Source organism: Chitinophaga tropicalis, from assembly GCF_009758205.1.
Classification (GTDB): domain Bacteria; phylum Bacteroidota; class Bacteroidia; order Chitinophagales; family Chitinophagaceae; genus Chitinophaga; species Chitinophaga tropicalis.
In genome coordinates, this window is the sequence record NZ_WRXN01000016.1 from 106508 (window position 1) to 129948 (window position 23441).

Consider the following 23441-nt stretch of genomic DNA (forward strand, 5'->3'; position numbering starts at 1 on the left):
ACATTCCCCGGCCCACAAACACCCAAACCCAAATGAACAAACTGAATAAAAAAATGCTACCTGCACGAAAGCAGATAGCATTATAATATAACTCCCTGAATAATTATCTCACTTCAAACCTGTAATCACCAGAACCTATCTTAATAACAGCACGACCATCCTGATACCCCTTCAACACAACATCCTTCTGCTTATCCAACGGAACATCACCCTCTGTAATAACCTGCTGAGCCGTAGCCGGCAACTTCACAACTGCAGAACTATTTGCAGGTATAGTCACATGAAAAAGCAGGACATCCCCCCTTTTCTCCCATTCACTGCGAATAGTACCATAAACAGTATTATAAGAAGTTCTCACCTCAGTAATATCCCCCACTACCTCCGGACGTATCACAACATTCCTGTAAGCCACAGACCCATCCTCCTGGTTAATACCACCCAAACCATTATAAAACCATTCCATAATATGCCCCAGCATCAGGTGATTATTCGAAACACCCGCCAAAGCAGGCCAGGACTCCGTCAACGCAGTAGCCCCCTTGGCCAGCTGAAAACCATAACCAGGTACATCATTCCTTGAATTCATATCATAGATCAGCTGGGAAGCCCCTCCCTCCTGCAAAGCACGCACCAGGTAATGAAAACCTATATCCCCGGCAGTGAGCTTCTTACCGGTCGTGCCAATAGAATCTACCAGGTTATGGAATACCGCATTCCTATCCTTTTCTTCTACCAACCCGGTACATAAAGGCATTGCCATAGCGGTCTGACTACCATCGGCATATACCTTCTTAACCGGATCAAAGAACTTCTTATTGAACGCCAGCTTTACAGCAGCCAATTGCTTCTTCCATAAGTCAGCATCCTTTGTATTCCCCAGCAACGCAGCTACTTTAGAAAGCAGGCCGAGATCATAGTAGTAAATAGCCGTCGCCGTTAGTCCCTTAGGCGTCAGCTGTGACACACCGGGATGTTTGGGCCCCAGGTCATACCAGTCTCCCAACCCATAATCCAGTATATTATTCTGCGCACGGCGGCCCAGGTAATCTGCATACCTCTTCATCATAGGATACGCTTCCTGCATAATGTCTTTATCACCATACCACTGGTACAACAGCCAGGGCAGGATAACAGCTGCACTGCCCCATTCAGGAGAATCCCGGAAGCCAAAACCCTTATCGTTGAAGAAAACAAACTCCGGAGCTATATCAGGCACCAGGCCTTCCTTTGTCTGGGCATCCATCATATCATACACCAGCTTTTTATACAGGTTGTAGATATCATAGTTGAACTGAATAGAAGCGCCCATCAGGTGGTCCTGCTCCAGCCAGCTAAGCTTTTCGCGATGCGGACAGTCAGTCACCACACTCTGCATATTGCTTTTAATGGCCCAAAGAATAAGCGTATCTATCTGGTTGAACAGAGTATTAGAGCATTCAAAGCTCCCGTTCACAGGGTTGGCATTACGGGTATGCAGAAAAGTGAGGCCATTAATACGGGGCAGGTCCTTCTTACCGGCTGCAGTATCAGGCACAGCTCCTTCCACCTGCACGTAACGGAAACCATAATAAGTAAACCGTGGCCGCCATACCTCTTCGCCATCTCCTTTCAATGTATAACTGAAATAATATGGTTTACCACTTGCTTTCTGGCTAACCTGCTGCTCATTGTTCAGCAGCTCTGCAGGCGTGAGCTTCACCGTTTGCCCCTTACGGCCTTTGATCCTGAGTTCTACTATACCGGAAGCGTTCTGCCCGAAATCATATACATAAACACTATCTGCCTGACGGGTAACCGTTCTTACCGGGAGCGTTTCCATTACTTTCACCGGGTAATCTGTTTCTGCCTGCAGCTTACCCGAAGGGGCCTTAACTATCTTCACCGGTTTCCAGCTGCCATCATTAAAACCGGGTTGGTCCCATCCTTTCTGTTCCAGGTTGGCATCATAATCCTCCCCGCCAAAGATGCTGGTATAAGTAACAGGAGATGTCGCTGTTTTCCAGGAGTTATCCGAAACAATGGTGGCACCGGAACCATCAATGTAAGAGATATGCAGCTTACAGATCATTTTAGGCGCTCCAAAGGCAACAGACAGTTTATAATATCTCTCTTTGTTGATGTTATAGAAACCATTCCCTGCAATCACACCAATAGCATTATTTCCCTGGTTCAGCAGGCTGGTCACATCGTAAGTATTGTACAACACCCGTTTATCATAATAAGTCCATCCGGGGGCCAGGAAATTGTCACCCACCTTCTTCCCGTTCATATTCACCTCATACTGCCCCATGCCGCTTATAAACAGGTAAGCGCGCTTTATTTTACCACTGGCTTTAAACGTTTTACGGAACAGGGGGACAACAGTACGCTGTTTGGCTTTATGCAGCTCATAAAACTTCTCTTCCCCTTTATGCACACCAGGCGCCAGCCGCATAGAATCCGGCAGGTCTTCATATCCTATCCACTGTGCATTGCTCCAGTCGGCCTTTGTATAAAGCGCCGTTGTAAATAAAGCGACAGGGCTCCATCCTGACGACCGCTGCAGCTGGTCCCACACCTGCACACGCCAGTAATACCGGTGGCCGGGCAACAATTTCTCACCGGTATAAGGCACCATATTGGACTGCGGACTGACTATCCGGGCCGTAGCGCCTCCGTTAAAAGAACTGGAATCTTCAGATATCTGCAGCTGGTAGGCAGATTGTATATACCCCCTGTGAGGGGTTTCCACCTGCCAGCTGAACAGGGGAGCAGGATTTTCCACTCCCGTGGGATTGACTTTCCTTTCACATAACAGGTTTACAACACGTAGTTGCTGAGAGAACCCTTCGATTGACAGTAGTACGAATAATGCCGTAATGTATGTTTTCATTCTGTTACAATGTTTACCTCAGCTACAGGCAATCCGGCAGCTTTGGCTTTCAGTGTAATATTACCTTTTTCTTTTCCAGCTTTTATAATAACCAGGCATCTGCCCTGCCATGTTTTTCTCTGAGGCTGTACACAGCTTTCAATACTCATAGGATTGGCATTGCCTGTACCCGCTATGGTAGCAGGCCCGCTTACTTCAAACTGCACCAGCTCCTCTGCCTCCGGATGCCGCCGGCCATTTTCATCCGTCAAAGTCACGGTAACATAGCTCAGGTCCTGTCCGTTGGCAGCAATATGCTGCCTGTCAGCTTCCAGCTTCAGGGCCACCGGCCTGCCGACTGTAGATAAAGTAACGCTGCGGCCCTTCTTTTTACCTATATACCCCGTAGCTGTTAAAGTACCTGCTTCATAAGGCACCTGCCAGGTGGAAATGAACCGGTTAGCCTTCCCACCGGGACGCTTACCTAGCGACTTCCCATTCAAAAACAACTCCACCTCATCAAAAGAATTATAAACGGATACTTCCAGTGGTTTATTTTCCTCACCGGGCCAGTTCCAGCTATCTCTTGCATCCAGCCATTCCCAATGGCTCCATTTCATTTTATCCGGATTGACAGCAAAAGAAGGTTGCGGAGGCTTAACAAAAACAGACAACTGCTCCGGCTTCCAGAGAGCATCCCTGTAATATGATTGTGGACGCTTCCACCCGCAGATGTCAATATCTCCGCAAAAAGCCAGGTTCCACGGATAAAAGCCCTGGTGCTGGTTATATCCCAGCCAGCCAATGCTGGCCTCTCCTATGTAGTCAAAAGCCGTCCATACAAAATCTCCTATCACCCAGGCATGTTCTTCCACTGCCATCCAGTAATCATATGCTTCCAACGGGAATGACTCCGTAGCCATCATTACCCTGCCCGGCTTACGCTGATGATCAGTTACATATTTATCCCGTGCATAATTATAACCGGCAACATCCAGTGTAGCCAGGAAAGCATCCTTATCATCCGCTATTCCATTCACCCCGCAGGTAATGAAACGCGTGGTATCCATGGTACGGATATAGTCCCTCAGCATCTTTGCTACTTCTGCTACCTCAGGTTTTTCACGGTGAGGTATCTCATTTCCCGTACTCCACATGATAACGCTGGGGTGATTCCGGTCCCGCTGCACCATGCTTTCTACATCCTGCTGCCACCACTCTTTAAAATACAGGTTGTAGTCTTCGGGGTTCTTCTTCTCCTTCCATGTATCAAAAGCCTCATCTATCACGAGCATGCCCAGCCGGTCGCAGGCGTCGAGAAAAGCAGGAGATGGCGGGTTATGCGAACAGCGGATGGCATTATAGCCACTGGCCTTCAACAACTCCACTTTGCGCTCTTCTGCCCTGTCGTATGCCTTTGCTCCCAGCGGGCCGTTATCGTGATGTACGCAGCCTCCCTTGAGCTTTACCATCTTACCGTTTAAGCGGAAACCATGCTCCGCATCAACACTGATGGTCCGGATACCAAAGGGAGTAGTTACACTGTCAGAGAGCATGTTATTGACATACACGGCAGACAGGGCTTTGTACAAAACAGGCGTCTCAACACTCCATAATACAGGTTTGTTAACATTCAGATCCTGTTGCAGAATGGTGTCTGAGCCTGGTAATATCTGTTGTGTACTTTTATATTGTGCCACTTCTTTTCCACCCGCATCTGTCACGCGGGTAATAACAGTGGCTGTTACTGCTGATGTTGTTCTGTTCCGTAGCGTTGTACTGACATGTACTCTGTCAGGTTGAGGTGTGGTGATAAATGTACCCCAGGGAAGAATATGTACCGGTTCCAGGGTTTGCAGCCATACATGACGGTAGATGCCTGAACCGGAATACCAGCGGCTGTTCTCTCCCTCATTCCTCACCCTTACAGCCAGTATATTTTCCTTATCATATTCAAGCTGGTCAGTAATATCAAACCAGAAAGAAGTATAACCATAAGGATGCCTCCCCAGCTTCTTACCATTAAGCCACAACTGCGCATTCATGTAAATACCATCAAACCTGATAATGAAACGCTTGCCTTTTTGTGCAGCAGGAATGATGAAATGCTTCCTGTACCAGCCGGTACCACCGGTAGTAAATCCGCCGCTTACCTGGCTGATGGCGCCCTTATCAAAAGGCGTATTCCTGCCCGGCAGGTCTTCTACGCTCCAGTCATGCGGAAGATCTATTGTACGCCAGTCAGCATCACTGTATTTCAGCTCTTCCGCCCCTTCTGCTGCACCACGGAAGAAGAGCCAGTTATCATCAAAATTGATTGTTTGCGCCTGTACAGCAATTGTACAGCAACATATAAACAGGGTTTCCAGGAACCGGTTAATAGTTCTCATTTGTCCGTGAAATTTAATTTACTCTTTCCCAGGTCAACAGAGGTTGCTACCGCAATACCCCGCTGGTCTTTATCATTAACAGCACAATAGAAATGGTATACAATACCATCGTGATAAATTACAAAAGATTTATGAGCAAACCTTGCATCATATGGTTCAGTAGAACTGATCAGGTCTTCACCCTGCCAGTCAGTCCAGTGTACAAGATCGTACGAACAGGCAAACCTGTTGAACGCCCCCGGCTTCCCCTTCCAGAATGCACCAAAATAGAACATCACCCATACATCGTTGATCTTTTGTATCACGGCATCTCCGGTAATACCGGTAAAATGGTCCAGTACAGGTTCTTTTCCATATCGTACCCAGTGTTCCATATCATTGGATACCGCCATGCCAATACGTTCTTTGCCCCTGGCAGGGTTCAGGCTGTCCCCCCTGGCATTGTAGTACATCACAAAAGGATAACCTGTGGTCTTTGCACTATCATATATCACAGAGCTCTTGTAGATAGTGCTGTTCTCCCACCAGCGCACATTGCTGTCAGTAGCCATGAGCACAGGCTTGTTCAGCCGTTCCCACTCATGTGCGGTAATGATATCTTTTGTTGTAGAGGCAATACCAACGGATAGTAACCCCTTCTCATATCCTTTGTCTCCGCCTCCTATATAAGACATCCAATACTTTCCTTTATAGGGTCGCCATTCATAACTACCGCCCCACTGGTAGTCCTGCAGAGCGATGTACCCGGCTTTCTGGTTGCTGTCCCATGTAGTAGCGGTATCAGAGAATGACATCATTTTCCCTTTCACGTTCCAGTTCAGCAGGTCCTTACTATCTGCCAGCCATGTTTCATACCCACGGCCATCATACACGATATATACCATGTACCATTTATCGCCTTTACGGAAGATGCTGGGACAGTCCATCTTCTTACTGTTATCGGAAGGCGCCATCACCAATCCATATTTATGCGGTGTACTAACGGTATTGTAAATACGCTGCATTACAGCATCCGGCACTCTCTCTTCTTTCTTCAACGTTACGGGCCCTAACAACCCTGCCGGTAATAACTTCGTTTGATCCAGGCGATAAGGAGCTGTCGTAAATGTTGTGCGTGCTGAATCTGTCAGCAGCTGATCGCCGGTAAGACGGTTAGCCCAGGTGTTGGTCACCGCTATTTCTATGGTGTTATTCCCTTTCTTCAAAGCATTTGTCACTTCTACCTGGAAGGGAGGCGTCCATACTATCCCGCAATCCGTTCCATTCACTTTCACAGATGCAATATTGCAAACCCTTCCAAGGTCAAGGAAGACGCGTTCTTTAACATTGCCCTGCCAGGAAACAGTTTGCCGGTAAACAGCTGTACCTGAATAATAACGTGCCTGCTCAGAGGCATGCTTACTCCAGTCTGCCAACTTTTCAAAAATGACCGGGTGCGTTGTTTTATCAAAGAAGACTTTCCATGGAGCGTCCAGTGTCTGCAGGGTTGTAAAGGAAGGCTGGTTAGGTGTTGTATTGGAGTAGGTTGCCGGTTTACGGAAGACCACAAACACTGATCCATTGGCCGGCAGTTGCAACGGCAGAACGGTACGGCCTTTCTCAGTATACCAGTTGCCTGCCATTCTTTGCTCCCCTGTTACCGGGTCCCATATTTCAGGCGCTTTGCCGCTGATACGGAAAGATAGTTCCAGCGTATGTTGTACCTCTTCCTGGTTGGAAATAAACCAAAGGTCAAAGCCATCACCTTTCCTGTGTGTCCAGGCAATCCTCGCAGCTTTACGTTCCTTCGCTACAAGATCCGGTGCAATACCTAATGTACTGAAAGACGGTTGCTGCCAGGGGCCTTTGATAGTATTATCCAGTATAAAAGTACTGTCAGGACGGTTGCGCAATCTTACCGGGCCATTCACCAGGATAGTAGCTCCTTCCTTTATCAGTTGTTTCAGCCGGTTCACCGTTTGCAGGGAGAACAGGTTGCCTTCAGGCGCCATCGCCATAACGCCGGGCAGTACCAGCATTTTATAGCTCGCTCCCCCGGGAAGTACTATCATACTGTCTTTCACTTTTGCCAGCCGCAGAAGGGCATCTTCATTAAAAGAATCATAGGCATAGCCCTTCAGAGGGTCTATCCATGCTGCAGGATCAGCGATGTTGGCAGATGCAGTAACACCGGCAGGCATTTCCCTGAGTGGCCCTCCCCTGTTAGTTAAACGATTATTTTCACTGTTGACGATGTCTTCTCCAAAAATACCTGGCAGTACCGGCACCAGTCTTTCCGGCAGCACAGCGCGGCGGGGTATCTCCTCACCGGTAAACACCGCTATGTCAGCTACCGGCCGCCCCTGTTGCAACAGGGCCTGGCAACGCTGCGCATATGTCACCCACGCGCGGCCAGGCTCCCACCAGGTCTGGTCCCGCTGAAAGTAAAGCCCTATACCGTCCAGCGTCATACCGGGCTTACGGTCCATCCAGGGGTTATGTGCAAATACATGGTACACCAGCTTATTGATGCCCTGCGCATAGTTACGGTCGGCCAACGTTTTAAGCATACCGGGATGCTCATCCCATGCCATGCGCAGCTCAGTAAATGCTTCTGCCTGTATCACCTGCTTACCGTAGATATGCGCTCCGGAAATAGCGTCCAGCATATCGTTCGGCTTATCATGCGTAGGACTGCGCAGCCAGTATTCTCCCATAGGTATGTCTGCCGTCCTGTAATGCAGCATACCATCTCCGGGCATAACAGGGGCCATGCTTTCCGCGCTGAAAGTACAACCCCTGGCATGCGCCAGGGCTGCCAGCGTATCGTAAAAGTTCTGTTGTATCAGCTCAGTAATGGTCTGCCTTACATCATGCAGGAACTCTTCTGAGGCGGTAGCGTTCTGTACCGGGTAACCAGCCATGGCAGGCAGGTATTTCAACAGGTCATATCCCCTGCGTTGCCTGAATGCTTTACGAAAGCCGGCCGACCAGTTCTGACTGCCACACTCCCAGCTATCCACATGGAAATGGGTCAGCACCCTGGCGGGCTGCTCCTCTCCCGTTTTGCGGAGGGCTTCACCAAACCAGTGCTCAAATTGTGTACGCACAGCGGCGGCATCAAACTTGTCACATTCCAGTCCGCTACCGGCGCCGCCCGTAGCGTTTGTATAACCGGTGGATGTATGTCCTATACGTAAGATTGTCCATTCACCGGCAGGCGCTTTCCAGCGCAGGCGGCCTTTATTGTCAATATTCTTAGTCAGGTTAATAATGCTGTTCAGCGGAATACAGGCTGTATCCGGCAACTTCGTCGATGCCCCTATACGCCATATAGCGGCGCTCTTGCCTTCAAACTGGTTGATACGGGGCGTAGCCCACAATTCAATACCGTTAATCTTCAGGCTTTGCTTCCACTTGGCCGCATCCAGGTCTTCCGCTCCCGGCTCTGAGCCCTCCCTATCGTACAGGAACCTGAAGTAACGGGCAGTCACCGGAGTAATGGCATGCGTAACAGGAATACCCGCATCCTGCCATCCATGCCGCGGAGGCGTCAGCTTCCCGGCCGGCCGGAAATGCTCTCCATCGTCACTCACGGAAATGCTTAAACGGTGAGATTGGTAGTTAGTACCATTTGTACGGATAGTCACCGCATAACAGGTAAAAGGTGCAGCATAGGCATATTGTATCCAGCAGGGATCTTCACTGCGGAAGCTCTCTTTGCTACCAGGCGTAGCCAGGAACTGCACGGGTTTATCCGGCAGACTGGAAGTCACAACCGGCGCCTGCATCTCCTGCTGCCTGGAGGGCCAGGCCAGCACTGCAATATCTTTATAATAGTTCTGGTTGGTAGCGGGTTGTGGCAGGGTATCATTAAAAAGAGTGTTCCCGTTTACCAGCGTAGTTGTCCACACCACTTTCTGCATGGAATGCTCCGGGGTGATCCAGGGGCCGCCTGCCAGCGCAAACCCATCACTGACATGCATACCCAGCTGCAATCCCAACCGGGCAGCCTCCTGGCGGGCAAAGCGCACCATCTCCCACCACGCAGGACTTAACTGCTCTACCGGCGGATTAATAAACGGGGTCCCGGCTTTGCCTTTAATAGGCATAAGATATGCCCCGCCTATACCGGCTTCTTTCATTGCCTGCAAGTCGGCAGTAATGCCCTCTTTCGTAACACTGGCATACATCCAGTACCAGAACACCCAGGGCTTTGCCGACGCTGGGGGGTGCCTGAACAAACTGTCCAGGTCCTGCGCACAGACTACTATCGCAAACAGGGATAACAACAGGATAAGGCTACATCTTCTCATTGAAAAACTGATTTCAGGTATGCGGTATTTGCGCTGAAGTTGCTCTTTACATTACGCGGATCATTGGCATCGCGGGACCGTTCTATTACCAGCCAGCCCCTCCAGCCCATATCGTCCAGCGTTTTCTTTACAAGCGGCATATTGATACGGGTATTGTTCTGCAACCATACCCCGTCAGTATCTGTACAATGTATCTGGCATATCCGCTTACGGCCCAGCGTGCGTAACTCCTGGTGAAGATCCCGCCCGGCCTGCAACGCATTGGAGAAGTTAAAATAACTGCGGATAGAAGAAGAATTGATCTCATCCAGCAGCTTCACTTCCTCCGCTGCAGGAAGCGCCGTTTCCACCCCTATTATCACCCCCGCCTTACGTGCCCTTACACCTGCATCCTTAAGACGTTCCACAATAGCAGGACGCAGCTCCGGATGCTGCACCAGGTCCCCCTGCACACCCAACGGCAGGAAAGCTATCCTCACCTTCATCTGCACCATGGTATCAATACAATCCTGTACCATCTTCTCCACACCCGGCCTCTCCGCAAAAGACTGCGCATAAAAGCCTGACATGGCAATACTGGGTATCTGCAAATGCAACTCTGCCGCCTTATCAAGGAATTGTTTCCGTATAACCGGGTCAGATAGCTTACTGTCAAATGTAGGACGGTCCCCCAACCCACCCATGTCAACCTCCACACCATCTGCACCTATCTCTTTGGTGAGCTGGAATGCTCCCAGCTTCTGGCGCTTCAGTATCATCCAGTCACATACCGCAATCCTGTACCGTGGTCCTTTCATCATTGCCTGTACCGTAGCGGGTAACAGCAACCCGGCGCCCAGCATGGCCGCATTGCCTATAAACTGACGCCTGTTAAGTTTTTCATTCATGGCCATTGCTCATTTTTTATGGGTTTGAGCTCAAGTAAGCGTGGATCTATCTTTACGTATTTTATTCTCTGCCTGCGCCAGGTATAGACAATGTGTACATAGCCATCGGCCGACTGTATAACCGACGGATACGAATACTGGCTTACCGGAGAATCTTCGAGTATCAATGCTGCCATCCAGTTAATACCATCTTCAGATATAGCCACATTCAACGGCGTACGCGCCCCCTTGGATTTTCCCTTCGGCGTCTTTACATGGTTATAGACCAGCAACTGCCTGCCATCAGCAAGCGTAACTGCATCTGTGCCCGAGTTATTATTAGGTAACGCAGTAGCCGATAAAGAACTCCATGTACGACCATTATCATCTGACCATGACTGGATAATATTCCCTTCCTTACTCCTGCACAATATCTGCAAACGCTTATTTCCATATTTCAGGATACTGGGCTGTATAACGTTGAAGAAAGTATCGTTGATCGGCCCCCGCATCTTCCATGTTTTCCCACTATCTGTACTGTATTCAAAATGAGCTTTCCAACGCCCCCCTTCCGTACTGGAAGGACACAGCAGCTCTCCGTTATCCAGCAGCACAGGTTTGTTCTTCACAGGCCCCAGGAAGCCATCAGGCAGTGCCTGTGCGGCCGACCAGGTAATGCCTCCGTCTTTGGATGTTTTCAACCAGCCTTTCCATCCCGCCACTTTAGGCCCCACTTTATAGAAAAGCAACAGGTCCCCGCCAGGCGCCTGGTACAATACAGGATTCCAGCAGGCATAACGAACAGTATCATTCACTATACCATTAGCAACTTCTATGGGAGCGGTCCATTGGTTATTCACCCGCCGGCTCACCCATATGCCCACATCCGGGTTACGCTCCTTTGTACCACCAAACCAGGCAGCAACAAGCCCCTGTGGCGTCCCGGCAATTGTTGCCGCATGACTTTCCGGGAAAGGCGCCTTATCAAAAATGAATTCATCTGTTACTATCCCTTTCTTCCACGGACGTTGCAATACAGATTCAAAAGTATAATTACCCGAACCTATACGGTAAACTGCCCTGCCACTCTCCATTCGCAGAAAAGTAATGTCTTTGTTAACCGGCTTTCCACTTTCCGTCACCTGCGCTGGCGCAACAGCAGGAATATGCACAATAGCAGTAGTATTAGCCGGTATGCTGATCTGCCAGTAAAAGCGGTCTGTTGTCTTCCTCCAGCTGCTGCGTATCAGTCCGCGTATAGAACGAAAGGACGCATTTACATGATCTAACCCCGATGGCAATACGGGATTCATATCCAGTTCCTCAAACCCCGGATGTTCATCACTGCTTCTTATACCCGCCAGGTCTTCATAACACCATATCAACAGGTCCCCCAGCAGCATGACATGGTTCTGCGAATTCATTTCAGGATTAGCCGTATTGCCATTCCATAACTCCCATATAGTAGTGGCGCCGTTTTCCACCATATACCCCCAACCGGGATAATCCCTGTCTGCCGCAATAAGATAGGCCAGGTCAGGCTTGCCATTCCTGGACAGGCCCCGCATCAGCCATTGTGTGCCCACTACTCCTGTGCTGATATGACCTCCGTATTTATTCATAATACAGGCAGTCATACTGTCAAATACACGCTGCTTTTTATCCGCCGGCACCATACCAAAGTACAGGGGTAACAGGTTAGCGGTAACCGTATTATTGCTGTAACCTGCTGTTTCCGGGTGAAAGAACTTCCGGTTAAAGGCGTCTTTTACCGCCTCCGCTCTCGACGCAAATGCGGCTGTATCCCGCACATTGCCTGATATCACCGCAAAACGTTTCATCATATTAAGCAGGTGATAATAATAGGCAGTGGCCAGCAGCGTACCATCTGTTTTACGGGTAGAATCTTTTGTATGGATCAACTGTTTTGATTCCGGTGGCACACACCAGTCGCCATACTTATCTCTCGTCATAATGTTATCCACCAGGTACTTCCTGCCCATATAATCTATCCAGCGTTTCATGGAAGCATAATGACGAATAACAGGCTGCACATCACCAAACTGATGATACAGCATCCCGGCAATAGTAAGATACGCGCCGGGCCAGGTCATATTATCTGATGCATAATTCCAGTAAGCCGGTACTACATCTGGAATAGCGCCTTCAGCTGTCTGCGCATCTTCGATATCGTCCAGCCATTTGGCGTAGAGTTTTGCATTATCAAACAGGAAGCTTTCTCCATAAGCGCCCGTGGTGCGGTCGCCCAGCCAGGGCATACGCTCATTCCTCTGCGGACAATCAACCGGTAATCCTTTGTAATTGCTTCTTATACCCCACCAGGCATTTTTATAGATACTGTTGATAGTCGGGTCAGATGTTTCAAAACTCCCGCTAAGTGGCAGGTCATCACTCACTACCTGCCCCAGTATATCGTCCTCTGTTGGGTTGCCAGGATAACCTGCAATTGCGGCATAACGAAAACCATGATATACGAAAGACGGAGACCATATCTCATTTCCCCCACCTTTTGCAAGGTAAAGGTCTGTCGCTTTTGCATCCCGCAGGTTGTCCGTAAAAAGCTGCTGACCACCAGCCTGCAGGGTCTCCGCAAAGCGGACAGATACCCGGCTGCCCTGCTCAGGGGCTTTCATTTTTAATTGCAGCCAGCCCGCCATATTCTGTCCCATATCTACCAGGAATGTATCTGCATTGCCCCGTTTAACAGAAACAGGCCTTATGCTGTCTACTATGCGAATAAGCTCATTCATCTGTGCTTTGAGCTGTCCGCCGGGAACCGGCACCAGAGACGCATAACTCCAGTGCTTATCATTATACCCCGGCTTATTCCATCCGGGCATCTCTTTAGAGGCATCATATTCTTCCCCGTCATAAATATTGTTGGACCGGATAGGACCGTCGGCCGTCAGTTTCCAGGTACTATCACTGGGGATGGTCACCCGGCTTCCGTCTTCCAGTTCCACGTCCAGCTGCAGCAACAGGCGGGGATAACCAAACGTGCGGATCTTATGCGGCTTATAAGCCTGCCGCATCGTAAAGTAATATCCATTGCCTGTTACGGCTGCTACCACATTCTCTCCCTGCTGCAAGGCAGCCGTTACATCAAAGGTGTTATACCTGACAGTCCTACGGTAATCCGTAGGTGATTGCGCCAGCACCTGCCGTCCTATCCGCTGACCATTAACATACAACTCATATAAACCCGGCCCGGATACATATGCAGTGGCTCTTCTTATCTTCTTCCTTACCTGGAAAGCTTTCCGGTAATAACGTGCTGAAAGCCGTGAGAACTTATTCGCAGCATCATCCCAGGTAAAAGAAGTGTCTGTACCTATCCATTTCGCCTGCCAGTTGGCCGGCTTCAATAATCCCATGCTCCACTGCGCAGGAGCGCTCCACTTACTTTCCCCCTGTGTGGTCCATACCTTTACTTTCCAGTAGTACTGCTGCCCGCTGCCCAATGCTTTACCTGCATAAGTAACATGCACAGAGTTGGAAGAAGCCACCTTACCTGAGTTCCAGATATCTCCCTGATCGGCTGCCAGCTTTTGTATAGAAGAGGCTACCAGTACCTGGTAAGATTGCTGTGCAACGTTGCGTACATCCCCGGTTATTTCCCAGCTCAGCCGGGGTGTTACTACATCAATACCCTGTGGATTGGTCAGCATCTCACAACGCAGACCGGATACCTGTATATTGGCACTGTACAGTGGTTGTGAACATACAAAGAATGATATGATAAGATACAGGCAGTATTTCACTGGTTAGTTATTTTGAGTGATCTTATGAAGAACTTCGCCGTCTGCCGTTCCTGCTCTCCCGCCTCAGGCAGGTCATAGTCCTGGTCTGCCGGGGTATCTGCATGGGGGAAATGCCGGGGCGCTCCTGTACGGAACACTATTCTTTCCAGCTTATCCACCGGCGCAAACAGTAAGCTGGTCAGCACATCCTTCCCGTTTACATTGATAGTATAAAAACGGGTAGTAGTGTTAACAGTCAATCGTACGTTATACACAGTATCCGGCAGGTAAGACATAAAGTTTTTATCCCTTGCACCTGCTTTGGCTTTGAAGATACTGTCGGCATCCAGCACAAGCCTGATGGCAGGTGTGCCTTTACCATCCTGCAACTCCACCTGTAAACAACCATGATCACGCTGCGCGGCAACTACGGCAAATGCTACCTGCAGATCAGCACCTGCGGGAAAAAGACGTTCTGCTTTTGCGTAATCAAACGGGTCTTTGTCTTCCAGTATCAGCCCCTGGCTGCCGGTAGTTACCGGCGCCCAGAGAGGGCTGTAAATATTCCAGTTCTTCAGCACTGCTTTATCTGCCAGGTTATCATCTACCGGCTGTATCGCTTTATCAGAAACAGGTACAGGAATGCAGGACACCCAGATATCTTCCTTATTCATGCTATAGGTCACCCATAAATTACTATCCGCCGGCAAACCATTTCGCTCTTCAATACCTCTCACATACTGCGGGCCGTACGATTTATAATTACCACCATAACGCATAGGCGGTATCTCACCATTCACCAGCAACAGGTTAGTGTATTCTATCCCGTTATTGCTCACAGAAAGCCCCAGTGGCCAGCGGTATTCTGAAGGATTGTATACAGTAGCATAACGGCCATCCGTTGTACGCTGTCCCCATATCTTGGCATTGCTGTTCACAAAACCCGGAGCGCGGGCTACTGTACTCCACGTTTTGCCCTCATCCGGGCTCATACCCGTCAGCGCATGTTTCCACAATCCTACCGTACGGCCGTCAGGCAGGTGATAGTAACAGAAAGCCTTATATTGTTTTTGCAGGGGAATGAGCGGGTCATCCCTGTCTGCTTCCTCATTCCATTGCTGCATCATCAGCGGCGTTGCCATCAGTTCATTACAGGCGGCTACAAATCCTGCGTCTTTAGAAGATGTATAAAAGGGATGTGCTGTATTACTCTTATTCCACCCTTTATTGTAGCGAATAAAGTAAACAGGGCCATAACTTCCATCTGCCAGTATCTCCCTCACTACACGGCCTATTCCCTTACCATCGTTAGGATCATCTTTTGCATCCAGGCAGATGCCATAATATGCCAGGGCCAGCAGCCGGTTATTTTTAGACACAAAGAACCCCATACGCTGGTGCATCACAGCAAACAGGTTATTAGCCACACCAGTATGTCCCTCCTTACGGGTGCCATCAGGTATTTTATACACGGGGAACAGCACTGCCGGCTTTGACCAGCTATATCCATCGGCCGATGTTAGCAGGAAGGTCTGTCCCGGCGGCACACTCTCCCCTCTCTCATCACTCAGGTATTCCAGGTAAAATCTGTTCTTCCAGTATGCCAGCATAGGCGCATGGTTGTACGTCCATCCAAAGCCATCTGCCATAGCGGGATATTCCCTGTTGGCACGCATCACCTGTATACTGTGCACCCCCATCACCGGCCGCAGCTGCCCATGGTGATAGTCTACATTCACCAGCGTGCTGCCCGTATAACGGATGCTTTCCTGTGCATGCACTGCACTATGAAACAGGAGTAACAGTAAAAATATTCTTACGTACATCATTTCAGTTATTTAAGCCTGTCTGCCAGGCGGCGCTTTACCTTGAATATAGTGCCATGCTTATGACCGGCTGGTACCTGCACAGCCGCCGGCACAAACGTGCGGAAATCTGTTGTTTTCACAGCGCCATATTGCTTCTTGCCATAGTCATCATAATAGATCAGCCATTCCCTGCCGGTGTTCAGTACCGCAGGGCCTTCCGTCAGCTTACCGGTGAAAGGGGCTGATATATTGGTGTAAGGCCCCAGGGGAGCCTTTGCAAATGCTACTTTAAGATCTCTTTCCGGGCGGGTATTATCCTTAAGCACCAATGTATATGCAGGCTTGTCAGTTTTCACTATCACAGCATCTATCACACTGAAACCGGGATCAAGAAAAAGCCTGGTGGGAGTAAAGGTTTTAAAGTCTTTCGTAGTGGTATAATACAACCTGTGGTTATTATCTTCTGCTTCTTCGCCCTTGGGAAAATGCTGCGGAACACAGGATGCCCAGACAATGATAAACTGCTTTGCCTCTTTATCATAAAATAACTCCGGCGCCCACACGTTCACAGTAGTGGGCTCATGCTCCATCACCGGTATGAACTGCTGTTCAGACCAGCTGCGCAGGTCTTTGGATGAAGCATACCCAAATCCCTTATCTCCCTTCCAGCTGCTGGTCCACACCAGGTGAAACACACCATCCGGCCCCTGCACAATGCTCGGGTCCCTCATCAGCTTATTGGATGGTTTAAAGAAAACTCCCGGCAAACTATCCCATTTATACCCATCATCACTACGCAGGAGGTGAAGGCCATCTGTGCCTGGCTCCCGGAATGAAGTAAACAACCATACCTCTTTCCCGCAGGAACAGCACAATAGCATGATAAGCATATAGAAAAGAGACCTGTGCATGATTTACACTTTATCTATGATCAGCACCCAATCATTCCCGTCCTTCTCGTCACCGGGAGGATCAAACACCATAATCCCTTTATTCGGATAAGTGCCTATCACCTCCATATGACCATCCCGCGGACTATACCATGCTGCCTTCACACTCCCTCCCGCAATCCTCCCCATCTTAACAGGTATCTTACGCCCGTTATAAGTATAGATATAAGCATAATCCTTCCCACGCGTAGCAACAAGACGGTTATATTTCTCTCCAACATTATCTGCAATAAGCGCCTGATCAGGAACACGGTCAGCGTAATTATGCGAGCATATCAGCTGCTTCAGCCAGATCATCTGCGAAGCCCCGGGAGCATTAATTGCATCCTGCCAGTATTCCCTTACACCATATACACCGCCATCCCCTTTCCTATACATCTGCATCACAGCATTGTGCCCGTAAGTATACCCGCATGCGCCCGCAAAAACAGACCAGTATCCATAACGACGCACGTCTTTATCCGTCCAGAAAGGCTCTGCCGGGTCATGCAATCCCTGTGGAATACCTTCATAAGAAGGCTCTCCGTCAATCACCGGTTTAACAGGCTTCCTGTTATAATCTGCCTGTATATATTTCCAGTTATCTTCCCCGTATTTTTTATCGATAGCAGCTGTATCCTGGTTATAACGGCGATGCCCGGACTGTATCATATTGAAATCCAGCCAGGAGGCATTATGAAACCAGTCTGACGATTGTGTACGTCCCCTGGGGTGAAAAGTAACCAGGTGCCTGGTATCTTCTTTATGCAGGGTACTGCCGATAGCATTCCATATAGCTAAAGAGTCACTGCCTTTAATATCTCCCCCATTCATCCATATGATGTTGGGCTTGCTCTTATAGCGCTCTGCCATGAAAGCAGCATATACAGTCGCCTGCTTCTCTGTAACAAGCCCCGATTTCACAGCGCCGCCCCATATAGGCACCAGCGCCATGTAAATACCTTTTTCAGCCGCTTTATCCACTACATAATCGATATGGTCCCAGTAGTCATACTGTACGCTGTCGGCAAAGCTGTTACCTGCTGTTGTAAGCGGCATCGCTAAATTCTTACGTACAAGCGCAGAATCGCCATACACGTTTGCTGCCGTCAGTCCCGGCAGCACCATCACCTGTATCACATTAAAACCTTTCTGCTGACGGTCTGCCAGGTATTTATCCGTTTCTTCCCGGGTCAGCTTTCCAAACAGCAGCCAGCCGGTATCTCCCAGCCAGAAGAAAGGTTTACCGTCTGTCGTTTCAAGAAAGCGCCCTCCTTTGGCAATACGGAGGGGCAGCTGACATTCTGCCTCAATGGCAAAGCATAGTAATACAGTCAAGATAATCGTTGAGATCCTGTTCAGCATGGCATATATTATTTACGGGTCAGCCAGAGTACTACAGCTCCCTGTTGAGGAACTTTCAATTCACTGGCTCCTTTAACGTTCTTTTGAGTTTGCAGTGTGCGACCATCTTTTGCATCTATCCAGCAGGCATTGAAACTACCCGTTACTCCCGTCAGCTGAATAGCATCCGGGCTGTTATGATAGATGATATAATCGCCGTGGTCATTGCGTAAGGCAAAGCTGCCCGTTACATCTGCCGGGAGCATGCCCGCAGCTGCAGCAAGGAATCCTTTGGCCTCAATTACCGGGATATTGGCCAGCGAGCCTCCGGCCATAAATACAGCCCAGCCATATTGCTCAAAGCCATCGGCAGAATACAACACAGCCTTCCCCCGGTATTTATCCCGGTATTCACGTACCGCACGATACACTTCTTTCTCGCTGCTCTTCCTGGGTTTCAGTAAACGGGCATGCTGACGGGGTGCCAGGCTTTGCCCTCCTGCCGGCGCATACGCCGTTCCATCCTGCTGATAATGCCAGTAGCGGATGTCTACCAGGTCTATCACGGCAGAACGTACAGCATCGCCCAGGATAGCATCCTGCACGTCTTTTGTAGCGCTGAGGCCAATAATAGGGTGTTGCTGTTTCTCACGCTCCCATGCAGCAATCACATCTGTCCAGAAAGCCATGAAATGTAGCGGACCGGTAAACTCTGCACCAGTCAGCTGTATTACGTTATGATTAGCAGAAAAGTTATTCAGGCATTGATAGATATACGCCTTATGCAACTGCTTCCTCACAGTATTCGTGGTATCATAGAACTGCTCTGCCATGAAAATCCGCTTACCTCCTGCATAGGGAGGCGGCTCCGGGAAACCGGTCTCGTTGATGTTGTTGGCCGGCCGCCAGGGAAAGTCAGCATAATGCGCTCCTGCTTCTATAATGTTATGCTGGAAATATTGCTGATGAATCAGCACCAGCCCGTTACGGTCTGCCTGTCCTGCAAACTGTTGCAGCCTGCTCCAGTACCAGCGGTTGTATTTGGTAAGATCATATTTGCTCAGGCCATCCCAGGCTGTCCCCTGACCACTACGCGCAAAAGGCTGCTCATAAAAAGGTGGCCATACATCCCCATCCAGCCGCTGTACCCGTTCATGATCATCCCTTCTTCTTTCATACCAGAGGCCATAGTTATGTTCTATACCTGCTACATGCTTCTCCTGCATCTGCGCTGCTACTGTATCCAGGTCGTCCGTCAAACCAGTCCCCGTTCTTCCCGGTACAAAACGCGTAATATGCGCACCACCTTCTTTAATGCCGTCCGGACGGGTATTACCTCTCCACCAGGATACCTGCCAGCGGCGGCCGGTCATTACCGCGCCATCCTGTACCAGCCATCCGTTCCGGAGTTGCATACCATCAGCAGCAGGCATCTCTGTAACTGGGCGGTAAGTCACAGTACCCGCATTTGTATTTACAGGGATAGGCTCCCTTTGGGAAGCCTTACGTATCCATTCGTATAAAGTAACTGCCGGGTCTTTTGATGCTGCAGAGAGCTTTGCTGCTGTTTCTGCCGACGGACTACTGGAAGCATCTCCCAGGTCCGGCATCAGATGAGCGCGCTCCATCGCCTTCTCTCCTATCCTCTCTGCCAGCTGTGCATAATAAAGACTGCGTGGTTGTATATATTCATTAGAGCTGTACCAGCTGCCATCCCCCGAAAACTGCGCCCATGCGCCGTATGACCAGTTATTAGCCCCCGGCGGACGCGGACAATCTATCCTCGCAGCTGCACATTGCCATAATACGCTGTTAGCCGCCGTCCATCCTGCTCCCTGCCCATCCTGGCCGCGGTTAGGAAAACCCAATGCCTGCGCATTTACTGTTACATTATCCAGCAACAATCCCGAAGCCCAGCTATCAATAGCGCCACTAAAGCTGAATGGCAGATCGGACTCACATTGTACAAATGCGTTGGGACCTGCCGCACAGAACCCGGTGGCAAAATCATGATAACCCTGCTGTGCATAAAGACGCTGGAAAAGTGTTTGCTGACCGGAAGTAAAGAATGTATAACGTCTCTGTCCGCCTATCTCTGAAACCGGCGCTAACGAAATACAATCCTCCACCGTAACACGGCGGGCAGTTTCCAGTACCGCCACTGCCGATCCGGCAAAGTGTTCAAAAACAACCTGCCTCACCCAGGCATCCGCCGCATTCTCTATAGAGATAGCCGTCCACCGGTGATCTTCATCTTTGGGGTTTGCAGCATCATAAGCAGAAACACATCGCAGGTTTTCCACACCTGATTGCGTAATGCGGCCCGGCCATTGATAAACAGCAATAGTCGCTCCGCCATAAGTTGTATCAAGTGCTGTAGTAAGCGGTGCATCCAGCGTAACAGCTGTCCCATTCACAGCTGTGATACGGCGCTGCCATTGTATATCCCGCTGACCGGCCTTCCAGCCCAGGGCTGTGATATCGCCACCAAAATGATCAGTACCCAGCAACTGTATCCAGTTCTTAGTGCCGGGTCTTGTGATCTGCACTTCATCTCCTGCCTTAAACGTATGAGCAGCCGGCACATGCAGCACCATGCCATTAACCGGTACATAAGCATCTGTGATAGTAGCCCCGGCAGCTAACTGCCTGTCATTACGGCCACCTATACGTACCAGGTTATCCCTGCTGTAACCTGCGCCCAGCAGTATAGTACTGTCGCCACTGCCTCTCAGCACAACGCCGGAAGCATTGATGAATAAACTGCCCTGTATTTCATAGACGCCCTTATCCAGCAATACCGCTCCTTTTATTCCGTCTTTTCCCAATGGCAAAGCAGCCACCTGGTTGATGGCTGCCTGTATACGGGCAGTAGCATCGCCTTTGGCCAGTGGCACCCGTATACGTACGGGCGCCACTGGTAAGGGTTGCTCTCCTGCCATATATCCGCAATAAGAGAAATCAGGTATACGGTTTCCCCTGCCGTCCTGTTCATACAGTAAACGGCCGTTCTTCACAGTTACCTGCGCCCTTGTGAACAACGGGAAACAGCAGGCAAATAATAAGATAACTACTACACTATTTCTCATTCCTTCTTTTCTTCCAGTCGGCTTCTGCCTTTTTCATGTCAATGCCTGCGGCTGACAGATAGTTATTAATACGGCCTTTGTATTTACCAAACCAGGCATGTTTCTGTTCAGAGGTTCCTGCATCCATAGCATGTTCCCTCGCTTCTTCCAGCCAGTCCATTATCTGCTCCTGCTGCTGTTTGGTAAGCTGGGGCAGCATCTCCAGGTAAGCATTGTAAGTAATGGGCAGTATACCATAGGTCATTCCATCCTTTACTTTTGTTACCTGCTCTGTGGTTAACTCGGCAGAAAGTTTTGACAGATAACGGTTGTGTAACTGGCGTACCTGCGCAGTATCCTTCTTTTCTTCCGTTTCTTTCAGATCAATATATTGCTGCGCGATAAGGTCCTGTACCCGCATCACCTTACCTGCATCATGCAGCTCAAGCATGATAACGATCTTTGCCGCACGTTCAGTAACTATCATCCGGTAGCTCTTTTTATCCGGCTTAATATCGTTCAGGAACTTTTCAATATTCGTATAACCTTCGGGGCTATCTGCCAGGGAAGCGTCGTTCGCATCCTTCGGATTGAGGTTATGACGGGTTTCCCAGTCGTCCGGAATACCATCTCCATCTGAATCCTTATAAGGCTTGCCTTTATAAACAGGATAACCGCCCACCTGTGCAATATCATAGATGATACCCTGTTTGTAGGAATCATCTCCCAGGCGGCGCTTAATATACTCGCTGCCGATCTTTGAAGCGGTATTGTCCTTATAAGTGATTTTACCTGTTCTCACCTGCTCTATCACCCTTGTATCTACAGGATCTCTTACCGGCAATGTAGCGCCTGCATTATCCAGTACATACTGGTAAGCATCAGCTGCGGGCATGATCATCATATGCGGCATAGGCAAAGGATGGTCAGATCGCATATCATCACGGTACTGGCCGGCATCCGGCATATCTTCTATCTGCACCCCGCCATCCCAGTTGTTGGCAGTGATCTTGTCATATCCTTCCATGATATTACCATTCACATAAGCACGGCCAAACTCCTGGTATTTCAGTTTGCTGCGACCGGATTCAGGCTTCAGTATCCGGTGACCAACAGGATCGTCTTTCGGCGTAATAGGCCCGGGTTTGAAGTAGTTGTTGATGATATTGTACTGGGACCGGTAATCACCACCATCTACTGTACGGTGTTTCCAGTTGAACACTACGTTATTCACAAAGTTGAACACGCTGAACCAGCCTATAGAAGGGTTACGGCCTGCATTACATGCCCAGAGGTTGCGCATGAAAGAACAGTTCTCACCGCCCAGTGTACTGCCAAAGGCATGGTTGTAAGTGTCCAGTGCCTCAGAAGAAATAGTGTTCTGTATAGTGATGTTAACTGTGGGAAGTTTCTCCTCCTGGTATCCCTCTCCGGGATTGTACATATGACGGTACAGGGAAATGTTCTCATCAAGTCCCCAGCTGGTAGAGCAATGGTCTATAATGATATTGCCGATAGGGTTTCCACCCAGTGCATCGTCCCGGCGACCAACATTCGTCTCTCCACGCCTGAAACGCATGTAACGGATCACCACATCATGCGTATTGATCCAGAAGCTCTCTCCGGCAACACATACACCATCGCCCGGAGCGGTCTGTCCGGCAATGGTAATATAAGGCGCCATCAGGATAATAGGTGTTTTCAGACGGATGATACCCGCCACGTTGAAAACCACCATACGTGCGCCACCGGCCTCACAGGCTTCACGCAATGTGCCAGGCCCGCTGTCTTCCAGGCTGGTCACTACAAAGATCTTTCCGCCCCTTCCGCCAAAAGTATACGCACCTCCCCCTTCAGCACCGGGAAAGGCAGGAATATTGGCCTGCGGAAGATCTGTTGGCCGGGAGGCAAATGCCACATAAGGCTTGCCTTTACGGGCCTGCTCTTTTACAATGGGCAACGCTTTTGCCCATGCTTCATCTGAATGTTTTTTAGCGGCATCGAGGAGGGAATCGCTTACAGCCTGCACTTCCTTGGGTATCTTCGGATATTGCGCATAAGCTCCGGTAGCTATACCTAAGGTAGCAATGAGTAGCGTTCCGGTGAGTTTCTGTTTCATGTATATCAAG

10 protein-coding genes are annotated in these 23441 nt (G+C 49.5%); all 10 read right to left on the minus strand.

What is annotated here, in order from left to right; all coding sequences use genetic code 11:
• Nucleotides 1-103: 103 nt before the first annotated feature.
• The 10 genes from GO493_RS26550 to GO493_RS26595 are packed head-to-tail and all read right to left on the minus strand — an operon-like array spanning nucleotide 104 to nucleotide 23431.
• Nucleotides 104-2872 (minus strand): family 78 glycoside hydrolase catalytic domain, encoded by a 2769-nt coding sequence (locus GO493_RS26550; protein ID WP_157309268.1) that lies wholly within the window; start codon nucleotides 2870-2872, stop codon nucleotides 104-106.
• Nucleotides 2869-5241, minus strand: coding sequence for a glycoside hydrolase family 2 TIM barrel-domain containing protein (locus tag GO493_RS26555; RefSeq protein WP_157309269.1), 2373 nt, complete (start codon nucleotides 5239-5241; stop codon nucleotides 2869-2871). Before GO493_RS26555 ends, GO493_RS26550 begins: the two co-directional genes overlap by 4 nt.
• The gene (locus GO493_RS26560; protein ID WP_157309270.1) at nucleotides 5238-9536 is read right to left on the minus strand and encodes a glycosyl hydrolase; all 4299 of its coding nucleotides are present in this window, start codon (nucleotides 9534-9536) and stop codon (nucleotides 5238-5240) included. Before GO493_RS26560 ends, GO493_RS26555 begins: the two co-directional genes overlap by 4 nt.
• Nucleotides 9533-10423 carry a sugar phosphate isomerase/epimerase family protein gene (locus tag GO493_RS26565; RefSeq protein ID WP_232539111.1) on the minus strand — a complete coding sequence of 297 codons (891 nt, stop codon included), beginning with the start codon at nucleotides 10421-10423 and terminating at the stop codon, nucleotides 9533-9535. The genes GO493_RS26560 and GO493_RS26565 overlap by 4 nt, the downstream gene beginning before the upstream one ends.
• On the minus strand, nucleotides 10420-14184 hold the full coding sequence (locus tag GO493_RS26570) for a family 78 glycoside hydrolase catalytic domain (protein ID WP_317165470.1): 3765 nt from the start codon (nucleotides 14182-14184) through the stop codon (nucleotides 10420-10422). Before GO493_RS26570 ends, GO493_RS26565 begins: the two co-directional genes overlap by 4 nt.
• Complete coding sequence (locus tag GO493_RS26575; protein WP_157309272.1) at nucleotides 14181-15992, minus strand: sialidase family protein; 1812 nt, start codon at nucleotides 15990-15992, stop codon at nucleotides 14181-14183. Before GO493_RS26575 ends, GO493_RS26570 begins: the two co-directional genes overlap by 4 nt.
• Before the next feature lie 5 nt (nucleotides 15993-15997).
• A complete protein-coding gene (locus GO493_RS26580; protein ID WP_157309273.1) occupies nucleotides 15998-16882 on the minus strand; it encodes a glycoside hydrolase family 43 protein in 885 nt (294 codons plus the stop codon).
• A 3-nt stretch (nucleotides 16883-16885) separates the two neighbouring features.
• Complete coding sequence (locus GO493_RS26585) at nucleotides 16886-18265, minus strand: glycoside hydrolase family 140 protein (protein WP_157309274.1); 1380 nt, start codon at nucleotides 18263-18265, stop codon at nucleotides 16886-16888.
• Nucleotides 18266-18273: 8 nt separating this feature from the next.
• Nucleotides 18274-21333 (minus strand): DUF6298 domain-containing protein, encoded by a 3060-nt coding sequence (locus GO493_RS26590; RefSeq protein ID WP_198315836.1) that lies wholly within the window; start codon nucleotides 21331-21333, stop codon nucleotides 18274-18276.
• Nucleotides 21323-23431, minus strand: a complete 2109-nt coding sequence (locus GO493_RS26595) for a DUF3826 domain-containing protein (RefSeq protein WP_157309275.1) — start codon at nucleotides 23429-23431, stop codon at nucleotides 21323-21325. Before GO493_RS26595 ends, GO493_RS26590 begins: the two co-directional genes overlap by 11 nt.
• Nucleotides 23432-23441: the final 10 nt, after the last annotated feature.

What these genes read in the sequence shown, in the direction of transcription:
- GO493_RS26560 (WP_157309270.1), bottom strand. Translation starts at nt 9,536, where the DNA reads ATGAGAAGATGTAGCCTTATCCTGTTGTTATCCCTGTTTGCGATAGTA.
- GO493_RS26580 (WP_157309273.1), bottom strand. Translation starts at nt 16,882, where the DNA reads ATGCACAGGTCTCTTTTCTATATGCTTATCATGCTATTGTGCTGTTCC.
- GO493_RS26590 (WP_198315836.1), bottom strand. Translation starts at nt 21,333, where the DNA reads ATGAGAAATAGTGTAGTAGTTATCTTATTATTTGCCTGCTGTTTCCCG.
- GO493_RS26555 (WP_157309269.1), bottom strand. Translation starts at nt 5,241, where the DNA reads ATGAGAACTATTAACCGGTTCCTGGAAACCCTGTTTATATGTTGCTGT.
- GO493_RS26550 (WP_157309268.1), bottom strand. Translation starts at nt 2,872, where the DNA reads ATGAAAACATACATTACGGCATTATTCGTACTACTGTCAATCGAAGGG.
- GO493_RS26565 (WP_232539111.1), bottom strand. Translation starts at nt 10,423, where the DNA reads ATGAATGAAAAACTTAACAGGCGTCAGTTTATAGGCAATGCGGCCATG.
- GO493_RS26575 (WP_157309272.1), bottom strand. Translation starts at nt 15,992, where the DNA reads ATGATGTACGTAAGAATATTTTTACTGTTACTCCTGTTTCATAGTGCA.
- GO493_RS26585 (WP_157309274.1), bottom strand. Translation starts at nt 18,265, where the DNA reads ATGCTGAACAGGATCTCAACGATTATCTTGACTGTATTACTATGCTTT.
- GO493_RS26595 (WP_157309275.1), bottom strand. Translation starts at nt 23,431, where the DNA reads ATGAAACAGAAACTCACCGGAACGCTACTCATTGCTACCTTAGGTATA.